Here is a 15,423-nt window from a genome sequence, read left to right as displayed (position 1 = left end):
CGGCCGGCACGGGACGCACGGACGAACGCCACCTGCGGGTGGCGTTTCCATGGCAATGACGGAAAGGAAGCAGGAATGGCGTTTGCCGACAATCTCAAGCAGTTGCCCAAGGTGTCGCATCTGGCGGCCCTCAACCTCCTCGACGCCGCAGGCGCGGTCATCGCGACCATCGAGAACAAGCCCGGTCAGGCCGGATCGGTGGCGGTGTACAACCACCTCGCGCAGCTCTACGGCTCGATCAGTGCCGAGGCGGCGAAGAAGGGGCTGGACCTGTATGCGGAGCACGCCGAGGATGCGCGCCAGAATCCGGGCAAGCATCCGAACATCGACCGGTTGATCGGGATCATCGAGCGCGGCGACGTACTACGCGTGAAGCAGGTGTTCGCAGTCTGAGCGGATAGCGGCGAATAGGAGCGGGTGCGCCGTCGGCGTGCCCGCGCGCTTCAGGCGCCGCCCAGGCCGAAGAAGTCGCGTATGCCCAGCATGCCGATCTGGAAACCGATGGCGACCAGGATCAGGCCCATGAAGCGGGTGAAGATGCGCTCGACGCGCGGCGTGGCGAGCCGCTGGCGCACCAGCGCGAGGCGCAGCGTTGCCCACAGCACCGCCGCGGTCGCGACCGACGCGAGCAGCGCGACGACCGGCAGGTAGAGGCGGGACGGGTAGGCCACCGACAGCGTGATCGCGGTCGTAATTGCGCCCGGACCGGCGACCAGCGGCATCGCGAAGGGGACGACGATGCGGTCCTCGGCATCCTCGGGCGAAGCCTCGTCGTGCTGGATGCCGCTGGGGCTGCCGCGCAGCATGTCGAGGCCGACGAGGATGATGACGAGGCCGCCGGCGGTGCGGAAGGCGTCGAGCGAGATGCCGAAGAGCTCAAGGATGTAGCGGCCGCCGATCGCTGCGCCGGCGAGGATCGCCAGCACGGCCATCGCGGCCTGGCCGGCAGAGCGGCGCCGCGCCGCGACGGGCATGCCGGCGACGATGCCGAGAAACATCGGCGCGGCGATGATCGGGTTCGTGATCGCCAGAAGGCTGACGAAGGCCTGCAGGAACTCGTTCATCGCCGCGTGGAGACAGGGGTCAGACGACCGCCTCTTCCTTTTCCTTCTTCGGCTTCATGAACTGTTCGCGCGAGACGCCCAGCCACATCACGAGCGGGGCGGCGACCAGCACCGAGGAGTAGATGCCGAAGAGGATGCCGATGGTCAGTGCCATCGCGAAGTAGTGCAGGGTCTCGCCGCCGAAGAGCAGCATCGCCAGCACCATCATCTGCGTGCTGCCGTGGGTGATGACGGTACGCGAGATCGTCGACGTGATCGCGTGGTCGAGCACTTCCGGCGTCGTCATGCCGCGCTTCTTCTTGAAGGTCTCGCGCACGCGGTCGAAGACGACCACCGATTCGTTCACCGAGTAGCCCAGCACCGCGAGTACCGCAGCCAGCACCGGCAGCGAGAATTCCCATTGGAAGAAGGCGAAGAAGCCCAGGATGATCACGACGTCGTGCAGGTTGGCGATGATCGCGGATATCGCGAAGCGCCACTCGAAGCGCATCGCCAGGTACACGACGATGCCGAAGATCACCAGCAGCAGCGCCATCGCCCCGTCGGAGGCGAGTTCCTTGCCGACCTGCGGGCCGACGAACTCGACGCGCCGCAGTTCCGGTGCGCCGCCCACGGACTGCAACGTCGCCATCGTGCGCTCGGACACCTTGGTGGTGTCGAGGTCGTCGCGGTTCGGCAGACGGATCAGCACATCGCGCGCGCTGCCGAAGTTCTGCACCTGAGCGTCCGGGTAGCCGCTGGTGGCGAGCGCTTTGCGGATCGGCTCCAGGTGGGGGGCTTCGGCGTAGGCGACCTCGACCAGCGTACCGCCGGTGAATTCCACCGACAGGTGCAGGCCGCGCGTCGCGAGGAAGAACACCGCCAGCACGAACGTGATCAACGAGATGATGTTGAACGTCAGCGCATGGCGCATGAACGGGATGTCTTTCTTGATGCGGAAAAATTCCATGATTCAGCCCTGTATTCAGCCTTGTGCGTGCGCGGCGTTCAGTTGCCCGGCTTCCAGATCTGCCCGATCGACACCGACTCGAGCTTGCGGCGGCGACCGTAGATGATGTTCACGAGCATGCGCGAGATCAGGATGGCGCTGAACATCGAGGTCAGGATGCCGAGACAATGCACCACCGCGAAGCCGCGCACCGGCCCGGAGCCGAACACCAGCAGCGCGATGCCGGCGATCAACGTCGTGATGTTCGAGTCGAGAATGGTGTCGAAAGCGCGCTCGTAGCCCGCGTGGATGGCGGCCTGCGGCGAGACGCCGTTGCGCAGCTCCTCGCGGATGCGCTCGTTGATCAGCACGTTCGCGTCGATCGCCATGCCCAGGGTCAGCGCCATCGCCGCGATGCCGGGCAGCGTCAGCGTCGCCTGCAGCAGCGACAGCAAGGCGACGAGCAGCAGCAGGTTGGCGGCGAGTGCGATCACCGACACGAGGCCGAACAGCATGTAGTAGGCGCTCATGAAGATCGCGATCGCGATGAAGCCCCACAGCGTCGAGTGGAAGCCCTTGGTGATGTTCTCGGCGCCGAGGCTCGGGCCGACGGTGCGTTCCTCGATGATGTCCATCGGTGCGGCGAGGCTGCCGGCGCGTAGCAGCAGTGCGACGTCGTTCGCTTCCTGGGTGGTCATGCGCCCGGAGATCTGCACGCGCCCGCCGCCGATCTCGGTGCGGATCACCGGCGCGGTCACGACCTCGCCCTTGCCCTTCTCGATCAGCAGGATCGCCATGCGCTTGCCGACGTTCTCGCGCGTGACGTCGCGGAAGATGCGGCTGCCCGCGGCGTCCAGCGTCAGATGCACCGCGGGTTCGTTGGTCTGGCCGTCGAAGCCCGGCTGTGCGTCGGTGAGACGGTCGCCGGTGAGCACGACCTGGTTGCGCACCAGGACGGGCGACCCGCCGCGTTCGTTGTAGAGCTCGGTGCCCAGCGGCACGCTGCCCGCAAGGGCGCCTTCGAGCGAACCGGGCGTCTCGTCCACGAGGCGGACCTCGAGAGTCGCGGTGCGGCCGAGGATGTCCTTGGCCTTGGCGACGTCCTGCACACCGGGCAACTGCACGACGATGCGGTCGAGGCCTTGCTGCTGGATCACCGGTTCGGCGACGCCCAACTCGTTGATGCGGTTGTGCAGCGTGGTGATGTTCTGCTTGATGGCGAAGTCGCGGATGTTCTTCTGGGCGTTCTGGCTCAGGGTCGCGACGAGCTTCAGGTCGTCGGACGCGTCGTCGCGGTCGGCGAGTTGCAGGTCCGCGGTGCCGGCGGAAATCGCCTTGCGCGCCGCTTCGCGCTGTTCGGCGTCACGGAAGCGCAGCAGTACATTGTTGCCTTCGCGCGTGATGCCGGCGTGGCGCACGCTCTTGTCGCGCATCAGGGTGCGCAGGTCGGCAGCGGTCGCGTCGAGACGCTTGGTGATCGCGCCAGGCATGTCGACCTGGAGCAGGAAATGCACGCCGCCGCGCAGGTCGAGGCCGAGGTACATCGGAAGCGCGTTGATCGCGGTGAGCCAGTTCGGCGAGGCGGAAAGCAGGTTCAGCGCGACGACGTAGGACGGGTCGCGCGGATCGGGGTTCAGGCGCTTCTCGATCGCGTCCTTCGCGCGCAGTTGCGCGTCGGTGCTGGGCACGCGCACGCGGATGCTGTTGGCGTCGATGAACAGCCCGGTGTATTCGATCCCGGCATCCCGCAGTGTCTGCTCGATCGTGCCGTTGAGGGAAGCATCGAGCTTGAGCGTGGCTTTGCCGCTGGAGACCTGGACCGCGGGGACTTCGCCGTAGAAGTTGGGAAGGGTGTAGATCAGGCCGAGGAACAGGACCAGACCGATGAGAATGTTCTTCCAGAGCGGATAGCGGTTCATGACTTGGATGGGCTGGAAAGAGGAGGCGACGGAAAGTCGCGGTTGCGCTGCGCCGGCGTGGCCGGCGCATGACGCGCGACCTTACAGGGTCTTCAGCGTGCCCTTCGGCAGCACGGTGGCGACGGCCTGGCTCTGCACGAGGATGTTGACGTTGTCCGCGATTTCGATGCGCAGGAAGTTGTCGCTGACCTGGGTCACGCGGCCGGCGATGCCGCCCTGGGTGACGATCTCGTCGCCCTTCGCGAGCGCGGAGACCATCGCCTTGTGTTCCTTCGCACGCTTCATCTGCGGACGGATCATCAGGAACCACAGGACGATGAACATCAGGATCAGCGGCAGCATGCCCATCAGGCCGCCGGTTGGGTCGCCGCTGGCAGCAGCCTGGGCGTATGCGTTGGAAATGAACACGGGTGAAACTCCGGGTGGTTACTTAAAGCGGCTGATTATAGCAGCAGGCCTTGACGCGCCTGTGGCAACCGGAATGGGCCGTCCTGTGCACTAATGGCGGTCCGCGGTCAAACAGGCGCGGCAGGTGCCGCGCCTGGGCGCTCACTGCGTGCCCGTGTTGCGTTCGCTGCGGAAGCGCCCCAGGTAGGCAGCGAACTCGCCCGCGGCGATCGCCGCGCGCAGTTCGGCCGTGAGGACCTGGTAGTAGCGCAGGTTGTGGATCGTGTTGAGCATGCTGCCGAGGATCTCGCCGGCGCGGTGCAGGTGGTGCAGGTAGGCGCGGCTGAAGTTGCGGCAGGTATAGCAGTCGCAGGACGGGTCGAGCGGGCGGGTGTCCTGCTTGTGGATGGCGTTCTTGATCTTGATGTCGCCAAAGCGCGTGAACAGCCAGCCGTTGCGCGCGTTGCGCGTGGGCATCACGCAATCGAACATGTCGATGCCGGCGGCGACACCCGCCACGATGTCCTCGGGGGTGCCAACCCCCATCAGGTAGCGCGGCTTGTGTTGCGGCAGGCGCGGTGCGGTGTGGGCGAGGATGCGCTCCATGTCTTCCTTGGGCTCGCCGACCGACAGGCCGCCGATCGCGTAGCCGTGGAAGCCGATGTCCTCAAGCGCGGCGAGCGACTCGTCGCGCAGGTCCTCGTACATGCCGCCTTGGACGATGCCGAAAAGCGCGTTGCGGTTTTCCTGCCGATCGAATTCGTCACGCGAGCGCTTCGCCCAGCGCTGCGACAGGCGCATCGACTTCGCCGCCTCGTCGCGCGTCGCCGGATAGGGCGTGCATTCGTCGAAGATCATGACGATGTCGGAGTTCAGCGTGTGCTGGATCTGCATCGAGATTTCGGGCGTGAGAAAGAGCTTCGCGCCGTCGATCGGGGACGCGAACTTCACGCCTTCCTCGCTGATCTTGCGCAATGCGCCGAGGCTGAATACCTGGAATCCGCCCGAGTCGGTAAGGATGGGTTTGTCCCAGCCCATGAAGCGGTGCAGGCCGCCGTGCGCGGCCACGACCTCGAGGCCGGGCCGCAGCCACAGGTGGAAGGTGTTGCCGAGGCAGATCTGCGCGCCGATGTCGTCGAGCGCGGCAGGTGTCATCGCCTTGACCGTGCCGTAAGTGCCGACCGGCATGAATACCGGGGTTTCGACGACGCCGTGGGCGAGCGTGAGACGGCCGCGGCGGGCGGCGCCGTCTTGGGTGATCAGGTCAAATTGCATCGTTGCAATGGGTGATGAACATGGCATCCCCGTAACTGAAGAATCGGTAGCCTTCGCGCACCGCGTGGGCGTATGCGCGACGGATGGGATCCATGCCGGCGAAGGCGGACACGAGCATCAGCAGGGTCGACTTCGGCAGGTGGAAGTTGGTGATCAGGGCATCGGCGACGCGGAAGCGGTAGCCGGGCAGTATGAAAAGTTCCGTTTCGCCCACGCCGGCCCCGAGCGCGCCGTCCTGTGCGGCGCCTTCCAGTGCGCGCAGGCTGGTGGTGCCGACGGCGATGACCCGCTTGCCTGCGGCCTTCGTCCGCGCGATCGCTTCGACCGTTTCCTGCGGGATCACGTAGCGCTCGCGGTGCATGTGGTGCTCCCCGAGGTCGTTGACGCGCACCGGCTGGAACGTGCCGGCACCGACGTGCAGTGTGACCCAGGCGCCGTTCACGCCCTTGCGCGCGAGGTCGGCGAGCATGGTCTGGTCGAAGTGCAGGCCGGCCGTCGGTGCCGCGACCGAGCCCGGCTCGCGTGCATAGACGGTCTGATAGCGCGATTCGTCATGGTCGTCCGCGGGCCGGTAGATGTAGGGTGGCAGGGGCAGCTTGCCGTGTCTTTCCAGCAGCGTATGGAGGTCTTCGTCTTCGGGGAAGCGCAAGTGGAAGAACTCTCCGGCGCGGCCGAGCACCGTGACGTCGAAGGCGTCGGCCAGGCGCAGGCGCGCCCCGGCGCGCGGCGACTTGCTCGCGCGCACCTGGGCGAGCGCCTCGTGGGGTCCGATCGCACGCTCGATCAGCACTTCGACCTGTCCGCCGGTTTCCTTGGTCCCGTAAATCCGGGCATGGATCACGCGCGTGTCGTTGAAGACGAGCAAGTCGCCGGGTTCGACGAGCGAGGGCAGGTCGCAGAAGCCGCGGTCGGCCAGTTCGCCGCCGGAAAGGACGAGCAGACGGCTCGCACAGCGTTCCGCGAGCGGGGCCTGGGCGATCTGTTCGGGGGGGAGCAGGTAGTCGAAATCGTCAAGAGTAAGTGACATGCGCTTGCCGCTGGCTGGGGCTTTCATGGATAATGCGGCGCTTCCCGGGCCGGGATGGCGGAATCGGTAGACGCAGCGGATTCAAAATCCGCCGCCGCAAGGTGTGTGGGTTCGAGTCCCACTCCCGGCACCAGTCTTTCTCCAGCGGAAAGCGCAGCAAGGTCGCGGATTCTAGCAGAGTTCGCGGGAGGCGATTGTCCGCTGCGCGCTTCTCCGTCTGCCCGTTCCAGTCCGACATTCTCTCTGCGTGACGGAGCCCTCCGAGGTGCAGCCGGGGATATCCTGAGCCACGCGTTGCAGCAATGCGCCGGAAGCGGCCGGGGCAGGTGATTTCAAGTTCCGAAAAAACTGAACGTTGTTCATTATTGATCTTCTTTTTTAGAAGTGGTCGTGCGGCCATACTTCTTCTGCGGGCCGGCATGCCGGCTCATCACGAAGGAGATGGTGCAATGCGAATCGATCTGCAATGTAACGGTGTCGAACCCCCTGCCGGTCTGCGTGAATACGTCGCACGGCGGATGAAATTCGCAATCGGCCGCTTCCGCGATCAGATCAAGTGGGCGCGGATCAAGGTGGCGGACGTGAATGGGCCGCGGGGCGGCGTGGATAAGCGTTGCGTGGTACAACTACGTCTGCGCAACCTGCCCGACGTGGTCTTCGCGATCACCGAAGTCGAGGCACGTTCGGCGATCGACCGCGCGGCCGACCGCGTAGCGCAGGTGCTGGCGCGCCGGCTCGAACGTCAGCGCCGCATCGTGCGCGAGTTCCTGCCGGAAGCCGTGCCGGCCGGCGCCTGATGGAATTCACCTAAAACTCGAACTGAAGGAGGTAATCGGTCGATGGAAAACCGTATCGCAACAATGACCCGCCCGGAGGCATCGGTCCTCTCGACCAACCGGGTGATCCGCAACACTTACATGCTGCTGTCGCTGACGCTGGTGTTTTCGGCGGCGACCGCGGGGCTTTCGATGGCGCTCGGCCTGCCGCATCCGGGGCTGATCATCACGCTGGTGGGCTACTTCGGCCTGCTGTTCCTGACGACCAAGTTCCGCGACAGCGGGCTGGGCGTGCTGTTCGTGTTCGCGCTGACCGGCTTCATGGGTTACACGCTGGGGCCGATCGTGTCGAAGTACCTGGCGCTGCCCAACGGGCACCAGATCGTGATGCAGGCGATGGGCGGCACGGCGGCGATCTTCCTCGGTCTGTCGGCCTACGCGGTGACGACGCGCAAGGACTTCTCGTTCATGGGCGGGTTCCTGACTGTCGGTATCCTCGTCGCCTTCCTCGCCGGCCTCGGCGCGGTGTTCTTCGAGATGCCGGGCCTGTCGCTGGCGGTGTCGGCGATGTTCGTGCTGCTGATGTCGGGGCTGATCCTGTTCGAGACCAGCAACATCATCCATGGCGGCGAGACGAACTATGTCATGGCAACCGTGACGCTGTACGTGTCGATCTACAACCTCTTCACCAGCTTGCTGCACCTGCTGGGGGTCCTGAACGACGACTGATGCCGTGGCGCCCGGCGAGGGCGCAGGCAAGGAACGGGGCGGCCTGCGGGTCGCCCCGTTTGCGTCTACGGGCGGCTCATGCCGCAGGCGCCTTCTTCAGCATGCGCATCAGGAGCTTGCGGGCTTCGTCGAGGAGCAGCACGCTGGATGCGACGAGGGCCGAGCGCAGCCAGTCCGTTCCCGACAGCGCGACGGTGCCGAAGATGGCTTGCGCGGGCGGCCAGTTGACGACCACGGCCTGCAGCGCGAGGACGCCGCCGAGGGCGAGCCACAGTTTGGCGTTGTGCAGGAACTGGCGGTTGAAGGCGCTGCCGTATTCGCGGCGGGCGTTGAACACGTTGAAGAACTGGAACAGCACGAAGGTCGTGAAGGCCAGCGTGAGCGCGTATTGCTCGCCGTGCGTGTCAAGTGCGGAGTGGAAGAGCCACAGCGTTCCGACCATCATCGTGGCGCCGTACAAGGCGAGGCGGGCGAGCCGGTGCAGGGTGAGGATGTGGGCAGCCTGTGGACGCGGCGGTGCGCGCATGATGCCGGGGCGTGCAGGTTCGACTCCGAGCGTCATCGCCGGCGGGCCGTCCATGATGATGTTGATCCACAGCAGCTGGATCGCGGTGAAGGGCGAGGGCAGGCCGGCGAGCGTCGCGGCGAGTACAGTGAGGATGGCGCCGATGTTGGTCGACAGCTGGAAGCGCACGAACTTGACGATGTTGTCGAAGATCACGCGGCCTTCCTCGACGGCGCGCACGATGGTCGCGAAGTTGTCGTCGGTGAGCACCATCGTCGCCGCTTCGCGCGTGACCGCGGTGCCGGTGATGCCCATCGCGATGCCGATGTCGGCGGCCTTGAGCGCGGGGGCGTCGTTCACGCCGTCGCCGGTCATCGCGACGACGTGGCCTTCGGCCTTCAGCGCCTTGACGATACGGACCTTGTGCGCCGGCGACACGCGGGCGAACACCCCGATCGAATCGATGCGGCGGGCGAGCGTCGCGTCGTCCATCGCGTCGAGTTCGGCGCCGCTCGCGACTTCGCCCTGCAGGCCCAGTTCGCGCCCGATCGCGGCGGCGGTGGCCTTGTGGTCGCCGGTGATCATCTTGACGCGGATGCCCGCCTGACGGCAGCGCCGGATCGCGGCCGCGGCTTCGGCACGTGGCGGGTCCATGAGACCGGCGATGCCGATGAAGGTCCAGTCGCGCGCCCATGCCCACAGGTCGCCGGCGGGGTCGAAATCCCGGGCGGGAATCTGTCGTCGCGCGACCGCGAGCACGCGCAGGGCCTGGCCGGCGAGATGCTCGTTTTCCGCGGCGATGGTGGCGCGCACGCCGTCGTCGAGGGGGCGGTCGCGTGCGCCTTCCCGTGCGCCGGAGTGCCACGCCGAGGAGCGGGCGAGGAGCACGTCGGGGGCGCCTTTGATGCACATTTCCACGCAGTCGCCGCGGTGATGGAAGGTCGCCATGAACTTGTGCGCGGAATCGAAAGGGATCTCGGCGATGCGTGGGTTGTGGTCGCGCTCGGCGACCGGATCCACCCCCCCTTTCTGTGCCAGCACCCACAGTGCGCCTTCGGTGGGGTCGCCGACCAGTGCGGCCTCGCGCACGCTGGAGTCGGAGCACAGCGCCATCGGCAGGAGGAGGGGGTGCAGGTCCGCAAGCCCTTCGCCGCAGATGCGGCCGCTCGCGTGATAGCCCTCGCCGTCCACGGTGAAACGGCAGCCGGCGAACCAGCCGGCACGGGCGGTCATCTGGTTGAGCGTGAGGGTGCCGGTCTTGTCCGAGCAGATGACCGTCGTCGAACCCAGGGTCTCGACCGCGGCGAGCTTCTTCAGGATCGCGCCGTTCTGCGCCATGCGCCACATGCCGATGGCGAGCGTGACGGTGACGACCGCCGGCAGGCCTTCGGGAATCGCCGCGACGGCGAGGGCGACGGCGGTCATCGTCGCCTGGATCCAGGGCAGGCCGCGCGCGGCATCCAGGGCGAAAATCACCGCGACGACGCCGCCGGCGATCAGCGCCAGGCGTTTGCCGAGCGCGTCGAGCTGGCGCTGCAGCGGGGTCTCGCTATTGGTCGTGCTTGCGATCATGCCGGCAAGGCTGCCCATCTCGGTCGCCATGCCGGTCGTGACGACCAGCATCTCGGCGCGGCCGCGCGTGACCACCGTGTTCATGTAGAGCATGTTCACGCGGTCGCCGAGGGAAAGTTCGGGCGCGTCCAGCGTGTCGGTGATCTTGCCGACGGCTTGGGACTCCCCGGTCAGCGCCGCTTCGTCGACCTCCAGGTTGTGTGCGGCGAGCAGGCGCCCGTCGGCGGGCACGCGATCGCCCGCCTCGAGCAGCACGACGTCTCCGGGTACGAGACTCGCCGCGTCGACTTCCATCAGTCTGCGGTCGCGCCGCACGCGGGCGCGTGCTGCAAGCATGTTCTTGAGCGCCGAGAGTGTGCGTTCGGCGCGGTGTTCCTGCCAGAAGCCGAGGCTGGCGTTCAGGACGACGACCGCGAGGATGACGAGCGCGTCCTTGAGTTCGCCGATGGCCCAGGCGAGCGCCGACGCGAAGATCAGCACGACGATGAGGAAGCTGCGGAACTGGTCGAGGAACTTGAGCCAGGCGGGGCGGGGCGGAGTCTCGGTCAAGCGGTTTTCGCCGCTACGCGCAAGACGCTGGGCGGCATCCGCGCTGGCGAGTCCGCGTTCAGGATCGACTTCGAGGGCGGCCGCCGTGGCGGTCCGGCCGAGTGTGTGCCACCGGGTGTGCCAGGGCGTTTCGGGGGTCATAGCCGGAGTATCCTCGCGCAGGGCGGCGCGGCGGTCGCCGCGCTGCCGTCAATCGGCAGGTGGCGTGTCGGCCTGCGAGGGGGCTTCCTGTTCGGCTGAGATCTCGACCAAGCGCGTCGCGAGCACCTTGTCGATGCGCTTGCCGTCGAGGTCGACGACTTCAAGCCGCCAGTCTTCCCAGGTCGTGACGTCGCCGGTGTGCGGGATGCGGCCGAGCAGCCACATGACCATGCCGCTGAGCGTGTGGTAGCGGCCCTTGTCCTCTTCGGGGACGGCCTTGATCTCGAGGCGGTCCTTGAGTTCGGGGACCGGGATCATGCCGTCGAGCAGCCACGAGCCGTCCTCGCGCTGGACGGCCCAGGCCTCGTCGAGGCTGGCCGGGCGGAACTCGCCGGTGACGGCTTCGAGCACATCCTGCAGCGTGACCACGCCCTGGATCTCGCCGTACTCGTCGATCACGAACACCATGTGGGTGCTGGAGGCACGGAACTGGTCGAGCAGTTCCATGCCGGTGAGCGATTCGGGGACGTAGATCGCGGGTTCGAGCTGTTTCGTGAGGTCGGTCGTGCCGCCCTTGAGGGTCTGGTTGAAGAGCTGCTTCGACGAGATGATGCCGAGGATGTCGTCGAGGCCCCCGCGGCACACGGGGAAGCGCGAGTGCTCGGATTCGGCCATGCGCGCGAGGTTGTCGTCGAGCGGCAGGGTGATGTCGAGCCACACGACGTCGGAGCGCGGGACCATCAGCGAGGCGATCTGGCGTTCGTCGAGGCGGAAGACGTTGCGCACCATCTCATGCTCGTTCTTTTCGATGACGCCGGCTTCCGAGCCTTCCTCGAGCAGGGCGTGGATCTCTTCTTCCGTGACGCCGGGTGCGGCCTCGTCACGTTTGCCCATCAGCGTGAGCAGCAGCACGGTGGACCAGCTCAACAAGCGCACGAAAGGACGCGATGCGACGGAGAGCGCGTTCATCGGCCGGGCCACGAGGCGCGCGATCCCTTCCGGGTTGATCTGTCCGATGCGTTTCGGGACGAGTTCGCCAACCACGATGGAGACGTAGGTGATCACGACGACGACCAGCACGGTCGCGCCGATTTCGCTCGGGCGCTGCGCGAGGCCGAGTTCCTGCAGCCACATCGCGAGCGGCGCGGCGAGGGCGGCTTCGCCGACGATGCCGTTGAGGATGCCGATCGAGGTGATGCCGATCTGGATCGTCGACAGGAAGCGCGTCGGCTCCTCGCCGAGCTTGATCGCGACGACCGCAGCGGCGTCGCCGTCCTCGGCAAGGCGAGTGAGGCGCCCGCGGCGTGCGGTGACGAGGGCAATCTCGGACATGGCGAAGACCCCGTTGAGCAGGATCAGGGCGACGAGAAGGATGATTTCCATTTTTGCGGGCTATGCAGGACAGGGGCGCGCGATGCGTGCCGGCGTGCACGGCGGGCGTGCGGGGAGAACCGAATGGTGCGGAGCCGCGACGGCGCGGAGGGATCGCGCAGCCGTCAGGGAGGGATGCCCGTGGTGCGCAAGGCATGCGGGCAGTCGGTGTGCCCGGGCGGGTCGGATGTCGGGGTGCGCCGGACAACATCGGCCGGGCGAGGTGCGGGTGCATGCGCCCGGAGGGCTCGCCAGGCGGGGCCTGCGGCGTGGATGAGGCAAAATTCGACTACCCATAGCGCGGGGTTCGTGCAGACCCCGCTACTCCTTCCTTGTGTGCTGGATTTCAGCATGATGCATCAGTGCTGCGGTCGCTGTCACGCGTCCGGGTGAAGGCCGCAATGCGATGCCGGCGTGCGAAGCGTTACAATGGCGCGTTTTGGTTACTTGGAACGGGTCGGATGAAGACCACCTTTCTGGATTTCGAACAGCCGATTGCCGATCTCGAAGAGAAGATCGAGAAGCTGCGATTCGTGCAGGACGACTCGGCGGTGGATATCTCCGAGGAAATCTCTCGCCTCGAAGCCAAGAGCGAGTCGCTCACGAAGGATCTGTACGCCAAGCTCACGCCTTGGCAGATCGCGCAGGTGGCGCGCCATCCGCAGCGTCCCTATACGCTGGACTACGCACGCCTCATCTTCTCCGATTTCCAGGAGCTGCACGGCGACCGCTCGTTCGCCGACGACAAGGCGATTGTCGGCGGGTTGGCGCGTTTCAATGGGCAGAGCTGCATGGTGATCGGCCACCAAAAGGGGCGCGACACGAAGGAGAAGATCCTGCGCAACTTCGGCATGCCGCGCCCCGAGGGCTACCGCAAGGCGCTGCGCCTGATGCGCATGGCGGAGAAGTTCGGGTTGCCGGTGTTCACCTTCGTCGATACGCCGGGTGCGTATCCGGGGATCGGTGCGGAGGAGCGCGGCCAGTCCGAGGCGATCGGCCGCAATCTGTATGTGATGGCCGAGCTCAAGGTGCCGATCATCGCCACGGTGATCGGCGAGGGCGGTTCGGGCGGCGCGCTGGCGATCGCCGTCGGCGACCAGGTGATGATGCTGCAGTATTCGACCTATTCGGTGATCTCGCCGGAAGGCTGCGCGTCGATCCTGTGGAAGAGCGCCGAGAAGGCCCCCGAGGCGGCCGAGACGATGGGTATTACGGCCGCGCGCCTGAAGTCGCTGGGGTTGGTCGACCGCGTCGTCAATGAGCCGGTGGGCGGCGCGCACCGCGACTATCGCGTGATGTCGCAGTCGCTCAAGCGGGCGCTGCAGGATGCGCTGCGCCAGGTCGCGGACCTGTCGCCGGCCGAACTCGTCGAGAAGCGTTTCGAGCGACTGATGAGTTATGGCCGCTACAAGGAACAGAACGCCGCCTGATCCGGTCGCGGAAGGGGCTGTCGCCGCCGTGCTGGCGGCGGCTGGCGTCGCGCCGGGCGAGACCGTATGCGTGGCGCTGAGCGGCGGGGTCGATTCGACCGTGCTGCTGCACATCCTGGCGCGCCTGCGCGGGCGCGGCGGTTTCGCGCTCGCGGCTGCGCACGTCCACCATAGCCTGAGTCCCAACGCCGACGCGTGGCTGGGGGCCTGCCGCACGTCCTGCGACGGCCTCGGCGTCGCATTCCATCCCTATCGAGTGCAGGTTCGGCGTGACGATCCGGCCGGTCCGGAGGCTGCTGCCCGTGCCGCCCGCCACGCCGCGCTTGCCCGCGTGCCGTGCGACTGGCTGGCCTTCGGGCACCATCAGGACGATCAGGCCGAGACGCTGATGTTCCGCCTGCTGCGGGGGGCCGGGGTGCGCGGAGCGGGGGCGATGGCGGACGTGGATCCGGGAACGCCGGGACGGCTACGGCCGCTGCTGGGCCTGCGGCGCGCGCAGATCGTCGCCTACGCGCGAGCCCACGGGCTGACGTGGGTCGAGGATGAGAGCAACACCGACGAGCGTTATACGCGCAACCTGCTGCGTCACCGCGTGATGCCGGTGCTGGAAGCCGCTTTTCCGGGTGCGGTGCCGGTGCTGGCGCGTGCGGGCGCGCAGTTTCGCGAGGCGGACGGACTGCTCGGGGATCTGGCGCGGCTCGATGAGGCTGCTTGCGGCGGGGCGATGCTGGAGCGCGCGAAACTGTTGCTGCTGTCCGACGAGCGTGTGCGCAACTTGCTGCGCTGGCGAATCCGCGCGATGGGGCTGGAGGCGCCCGTGCGAGCGCGGCTCGTCGAGGCGGTACGACAGCTGCGGGCGGCGCCGGAGCGGGCGTTGCGGCTGCCGCTGGGGGCGGTCGTCTGCTGTGCCTATCGCGGCCGGCTGTGGCTGGAGCCGGAGGGCGGGATGCCGGCGCCCGAGGTGAGTGTCTGGTACGGCGAGGCGGAATTGCCGTGGGGGACGGGCGGGGTGGTTTTTGTGGAGGCGGTCGGCGAGGGGCTGAGCCGCGCGGCCCTCGAACGTGCGCGGGAAGTGGTGCTGGGGCGGCGCTGGGCAGGGCTCTCTTTGCGCGAAGGGGTCGGCCGGCCGCGCCGCAGTTTCAAGAACCTGTGCCAGGAGGCCGGCATTCCCGCGTGGCTGCGTGACGGCCTGCCGGTGCTGAGGGTGGACGGCGTGGCGGCGTGGGTCGGGGAGGTCGGCGTCGCGGCGGAGTTCCTGTGCGCACCAGGCGAACCGGGCGTCGTGCCGGTGTGGCGGCGTTGAAGGCCGGCTGCTGCGGGCGTCGTTGCGCGTTCAGAAGCCTTCGTTGAAGCCGCGCAGCTGGCGGCGAGCCTTCTTGGTCGGGCGACCGCGCAGGTCGCTGCCGGGCGCCGGGGCCAGGCGCCGTTCTTCCTTTTCGGCCGCGCGGCGGGCAGCGCATTCGGGCGTTTCCTCATACAGCTGCTGCGCCTCGACGGCGGGGCGGCGCTGTTCGTTGAGGCCGCTCACGATGACGGTCCAGTGCGAACCGCCGGCGACGATGTCGAGGTTGTCACCGACGCGCAGTTCGCGCGCGGGCTTCACCGCCTGGCCGTTGAGCCTGACGTGGCCGCCTTCGATGGCCTGGTTGGCGAGCGAGCGGGTCTTGAAGAAGCGCGCGGCCCATAGCCATTTGTCGATGCGCATGCGCTCGGTGGCGGAGTGGCGGCCGGAGAGGTGATCGGGGGGCTG

14 protein-coding genes and 1 tRNA gene are annotated in these 15,423 nt (G+C 67.2%); 6 read left to right on the top strand and 9 right to left on the bottom strand.

Going from position 1 to position 15,423, the window contains the following annotated elements; genetic code table 11:
• The first annotated feature begins 75 nt into the window (after window positions 1-75).
• Window positions 76-393 carry a DUF2322 family protein gene (locus AzCIB_RS18850; RefSeq protein WP_050417305.1) on the top strand — a complete coding sequence of 106 codons (318 nt, stop codon included), beginning with the start codon at window positions 76-78 and terminating at the stop codon, window positions 391-393.
• Between the two features lie 50 nt (window positions 394-443).
• On the opposite strand, the gene AzCIB_RS18845 is transcribed toward AzCIB_RS18850, so the two are convergent.
• The 6 genes from AzCIB_RS18845 to queA all read right to left on the bottom strand — a co-directional run bounded on the left by AzCIB_RS18845 (window position 444) and on the right by queA (window position 6,600).
• Window positions 444-1,064: a MarC family protein gene (locus tag AzCIB_RS18845; protein WP_050417304.1), complete on the bottom strand. Its 621-nt coding sequence runs from the start codon at window positions 1,062-1,064 to the stop codon at window positions 444-446.
• A gap of 19 nt (window positions 1,065-1,083) precedes the next feature.
• Entirely contained in the window at window positions 1,084-2,013 is a 930-nt protein-coding gene (gene secF / locus AzCIB_RS18840) for a protein translocase subunit SecF (RefSeq protein WP_050417303.1), read from the bottom strand.
• Between the two features lie 38 nt (window positions 2,014-2,051).
• Window positions 2,052-3,911, bottom strand: coding sequence for a protein translocase subunit SecD (gene secD, locus AzCIB_RS18835; RefSeq protein ID WP_050417302.1), 1,860 nt, complete (start codon window positions 3,909-3,911; stop codon window positions 2,052-2,054).
• 81 nt (window positions 3,912-3,992) lie between these two features.
• Window positions 3,993-4,319, bottom strand: coding sequence for a preprotein translocase subunit YajC (yajC, locus tag AzCIB_RS18830; RefSeq protein ID WP_050417301.1), 327 nt, complete (start codon window positions 4,317-4,319; stop codon window positions 3,993-3,995).
• Window positions 4,320-4,460: 141 nt separating this feature from the next.
• A complete protein-coding gene (gene tgt, locus AzCIB_RS18825) occupies window positions 4,461-5,573 on the bottom strand; it encodes a tRNA guanosine(34) transglycosylase Tgt (RefSeq protein WP_050417300.1) in 1,113 nt (370 codons plus the stop codon).
• Window positions 5,563-6,600 carry a tRNA preQ1(34) S-adenosylmethionine ribosyltransferase-isomerase QueA gene (gene queA / locus AzCIB_RS18820; protein WP_050417299.1) on the bottom strand — a complete coding sequence of 346 codons (1,038 nt, stop codon included), beginning with the start codon at window positions 6,598-6,600 and terminating at the stop codon, window positions 5,563-5,565. The genes tgt and queA overlap by 11 nt, the downstream gene beginning before the upstream one ends.
• A gap of 48 nt (window positions 6,601-6,648) precedes the next feature.
• Between queA and AzCIB_RS18815 the strand changes: the two genes are divergently transcribed.
• The 3 genes from AzCIB_RS18815 (at window position 6,649) to AzCIB_RS18805 (ending at window position 8,105) form a co-directional block, all read left to right on the top strand.
• Window positions 6,649-6,733 (top strand) — tRNA-Leu (locus AzCIB_RS18815).
• 316 nt (window positions 6,734-7,049) lie between these two features.
• On the top strand, window positions 7,050-7,397 hold the full coding sequence (locus AzCIB_RS18810) for an HPF/RaiA family ribosome-associated protein (RefSeq protein ID WP_050417298.1): 348 nt from the start codon (window positions 7,050-7,052) through the stop codon (window positions 7,395-7,397).
• 42 nt (window positions 7,398-7,439) lie between these two features.
• On the top strand, window positions 7,440-8,105 hold the full coding sequence (locus tag AzCIB_RS18805) for a Bax inhibitor-1/YccA family protein (protein ID WP_050417297.1): 666 nt from the start codon (window positions 7,440-7,442) through the stop codon (window positions 8,103-8,105).
• Window positions 8,106-8,181: 76 nt separating this feature from the next.
• Here AzCIB_RS18805 and AzCIB_RS18800 read toward each other — a convergent pair whose 3' ends face one another.
• Both AzCIB_RS18800 and AzCIB_RS18795 read right to left on the bottom strand, forming a co-directional pair.
• Complete coding sequence (locus AzCIB_RS18800) at window positions 8,182-10,872, bottom strand: cation-translocating P-type ATPase (RefSeq protein ID WP_050417296.1); 2,691 nt, start codon at window positions 10,870-10,872, stop codon at window positions 8,182-8,184.
• Window positions 10,873-10,920: 48 nt separating this feature from the next.
• Window positions 10,921-12,255 carry a hemolysin family protein gene (locus AzCIB_RS18795; protein ID WP_050417295.1) on the bottom strand — a complete coding sequence of 445 codons (1,335 nt, stop codon included), beginning with the start codon at window positions 12,253-12,255 and terminating at the stop codon, window positions 10,921-10,923.
• A 449-nt stretch (window positions 12,256-12,704) separates the two neighbouring features.
• Between AzCIB_RS18795 and AzCIB_RS18790 the strand changes: the two genes are divergently transcribed.
• Window positions 12,705-13,673, top strand: coding sequence for an acetyl-CoA carboxylase carboxyltransferase subunit alpha (locus tag AzCIB_RS18790; RefSeq protein ID WP_050417294.1), 969 nt, complete (start codon window positions 12,705-12,707; stop codon window positions 13,671-13,673).
• Entirely contained in the window at window positions 13,642-14,976 is a 1,335-nt protein-coding gene (tilS, locus tag AzCIB_RS18785; protein ID WP_050417293.1) for a tRNA lysidine(34) synthetase TilS, read from the top strand. Before AzCIB_RS18790 ends, tilS begins: the two co-directional genes overlap by 32 nt.
• 30 nt (window positions 14,977-15,006) lie before the next feature.
• On the opposite strand, the gene AzCIB_RS18780 is transcribed toward tilS, so the two are convergent.
• A complete protein-coding gene (locus AzCIB_RS18780; RefSeq protein WP_050418454.1) occupies window positions 15,007-15,378 on the bottom strand; it encodes an RNA-binding S4 domain-containing protein in 372 nt (123 codons plus the stop codon).
• Between the last annotated feature and the right edge of the window lie 45 nt (window positions 15,379-15,423).

Origin of the sequence: Azoarcus sp. CIB (assembly GCF_001190925.1) — a bacterium.
Lineage (GTDB): Bacteria > Pseudomonadota > Gammaproteobacteria > Burkholderiales > Rhodocyclaceae > Aromatoleum.
This window is presented reverse-complemented; position numbering and strand designations above follow the sequence as displayed.

Excerpts from the sequence above, each read along its gene's own strand:
- AzCIB_RS18850 (WP_050417305.1), top strand. The coding sequence starts at position 76 with ATGGCGTTTGCCGACAATCTCAAGCAGTTGCCCAAGGTGTCGCATCTG.
- AzCIB_RS18845 (WP_050417304.1), bottom strand. The coding sequence starts at position 1,064 with ATGAACGAGTTCCTGCAGGCCTTCGTCAGCCTTCTGGCGATCACGAAC.
- secF (WP_050417303.1), bottom strand. The coding sequence starts at position 2,013 with ATGGAATTTTTCCGCATCAAGAAAGACATCCCGTTCATGCGCCATGCG.
- secD (WP_050417302.1), bottom strand. The coding sequence starts at position 3,911 with ATGAACCGCTATCCGCTCTGGAAGAACATTCTCATCGGTCTGGTCCTG.
- tgt (WP_050417300.1), bottom strand. The coding sequence starts at position 5,573 with ATGCAATTTGACCTGATCACCCAAGACGGCGCCGCCCGCCGCGGCCGT.
- queA (WP_050417299.1), bottom strand. The coding sequence starts at position 6,600 with ATGTCACTTACTCTTGACGATTTCGACTACCTGCTCCCCCCCGAACAG.
- AzCIB_RS18810 (WP_050417298.1), top strand. The coding sequence starts at position 7,050 with ATGCGAATCGATCTGCAATGTAACGGTGTCGAACCCCCTGCCGGTCTG.
- AzCIB_RS18805 (WP_050417297.1), top strand. The coding sequence starts at position 7,440 with ATGGAAAACCGTATCGCAACAATGACCCGCCCGGAGGCATCGGTCCTC.
- AzCIB_RS18800 (WP_050417296.1), bottom strand. The coding sequence starts at position 10,872 with ATGACCCCCGAAACGCCCTGGCACACCCGGTGGCACACACTCGGCCGG.
- AzCIB_RS18795 (WP_050417295.1), bottom strand. The coding sequence starts at position 12,255 with ATGGAAATCATCCTTCTCGTCGCCCTGATCCTGCTCAACGGGGTCTTC.
- AzCIB_RS18790 (WP_050417294.1), top strand. The coding sequence starts at position 12,705 with ATGAAGACCACCTTTCTGGATTTCGAACAGCCGATTGCCGATCTCGAA.
- tilS (WP_050417293.1), top strand. The coding sequence starts at position 13,642 with ATGGCCGCTACAAGGAACAGAACGCCGCCTGATCCGGTCGCGGAAGGG.
- AzCIB_RS18780 (WP_050418454.1), bottom strand. The coding sequence starts at position 15,378 with ATGCGCATCGACAAATGGCTATGGGCCGCGCGCTTCTTCAAGACCCGC.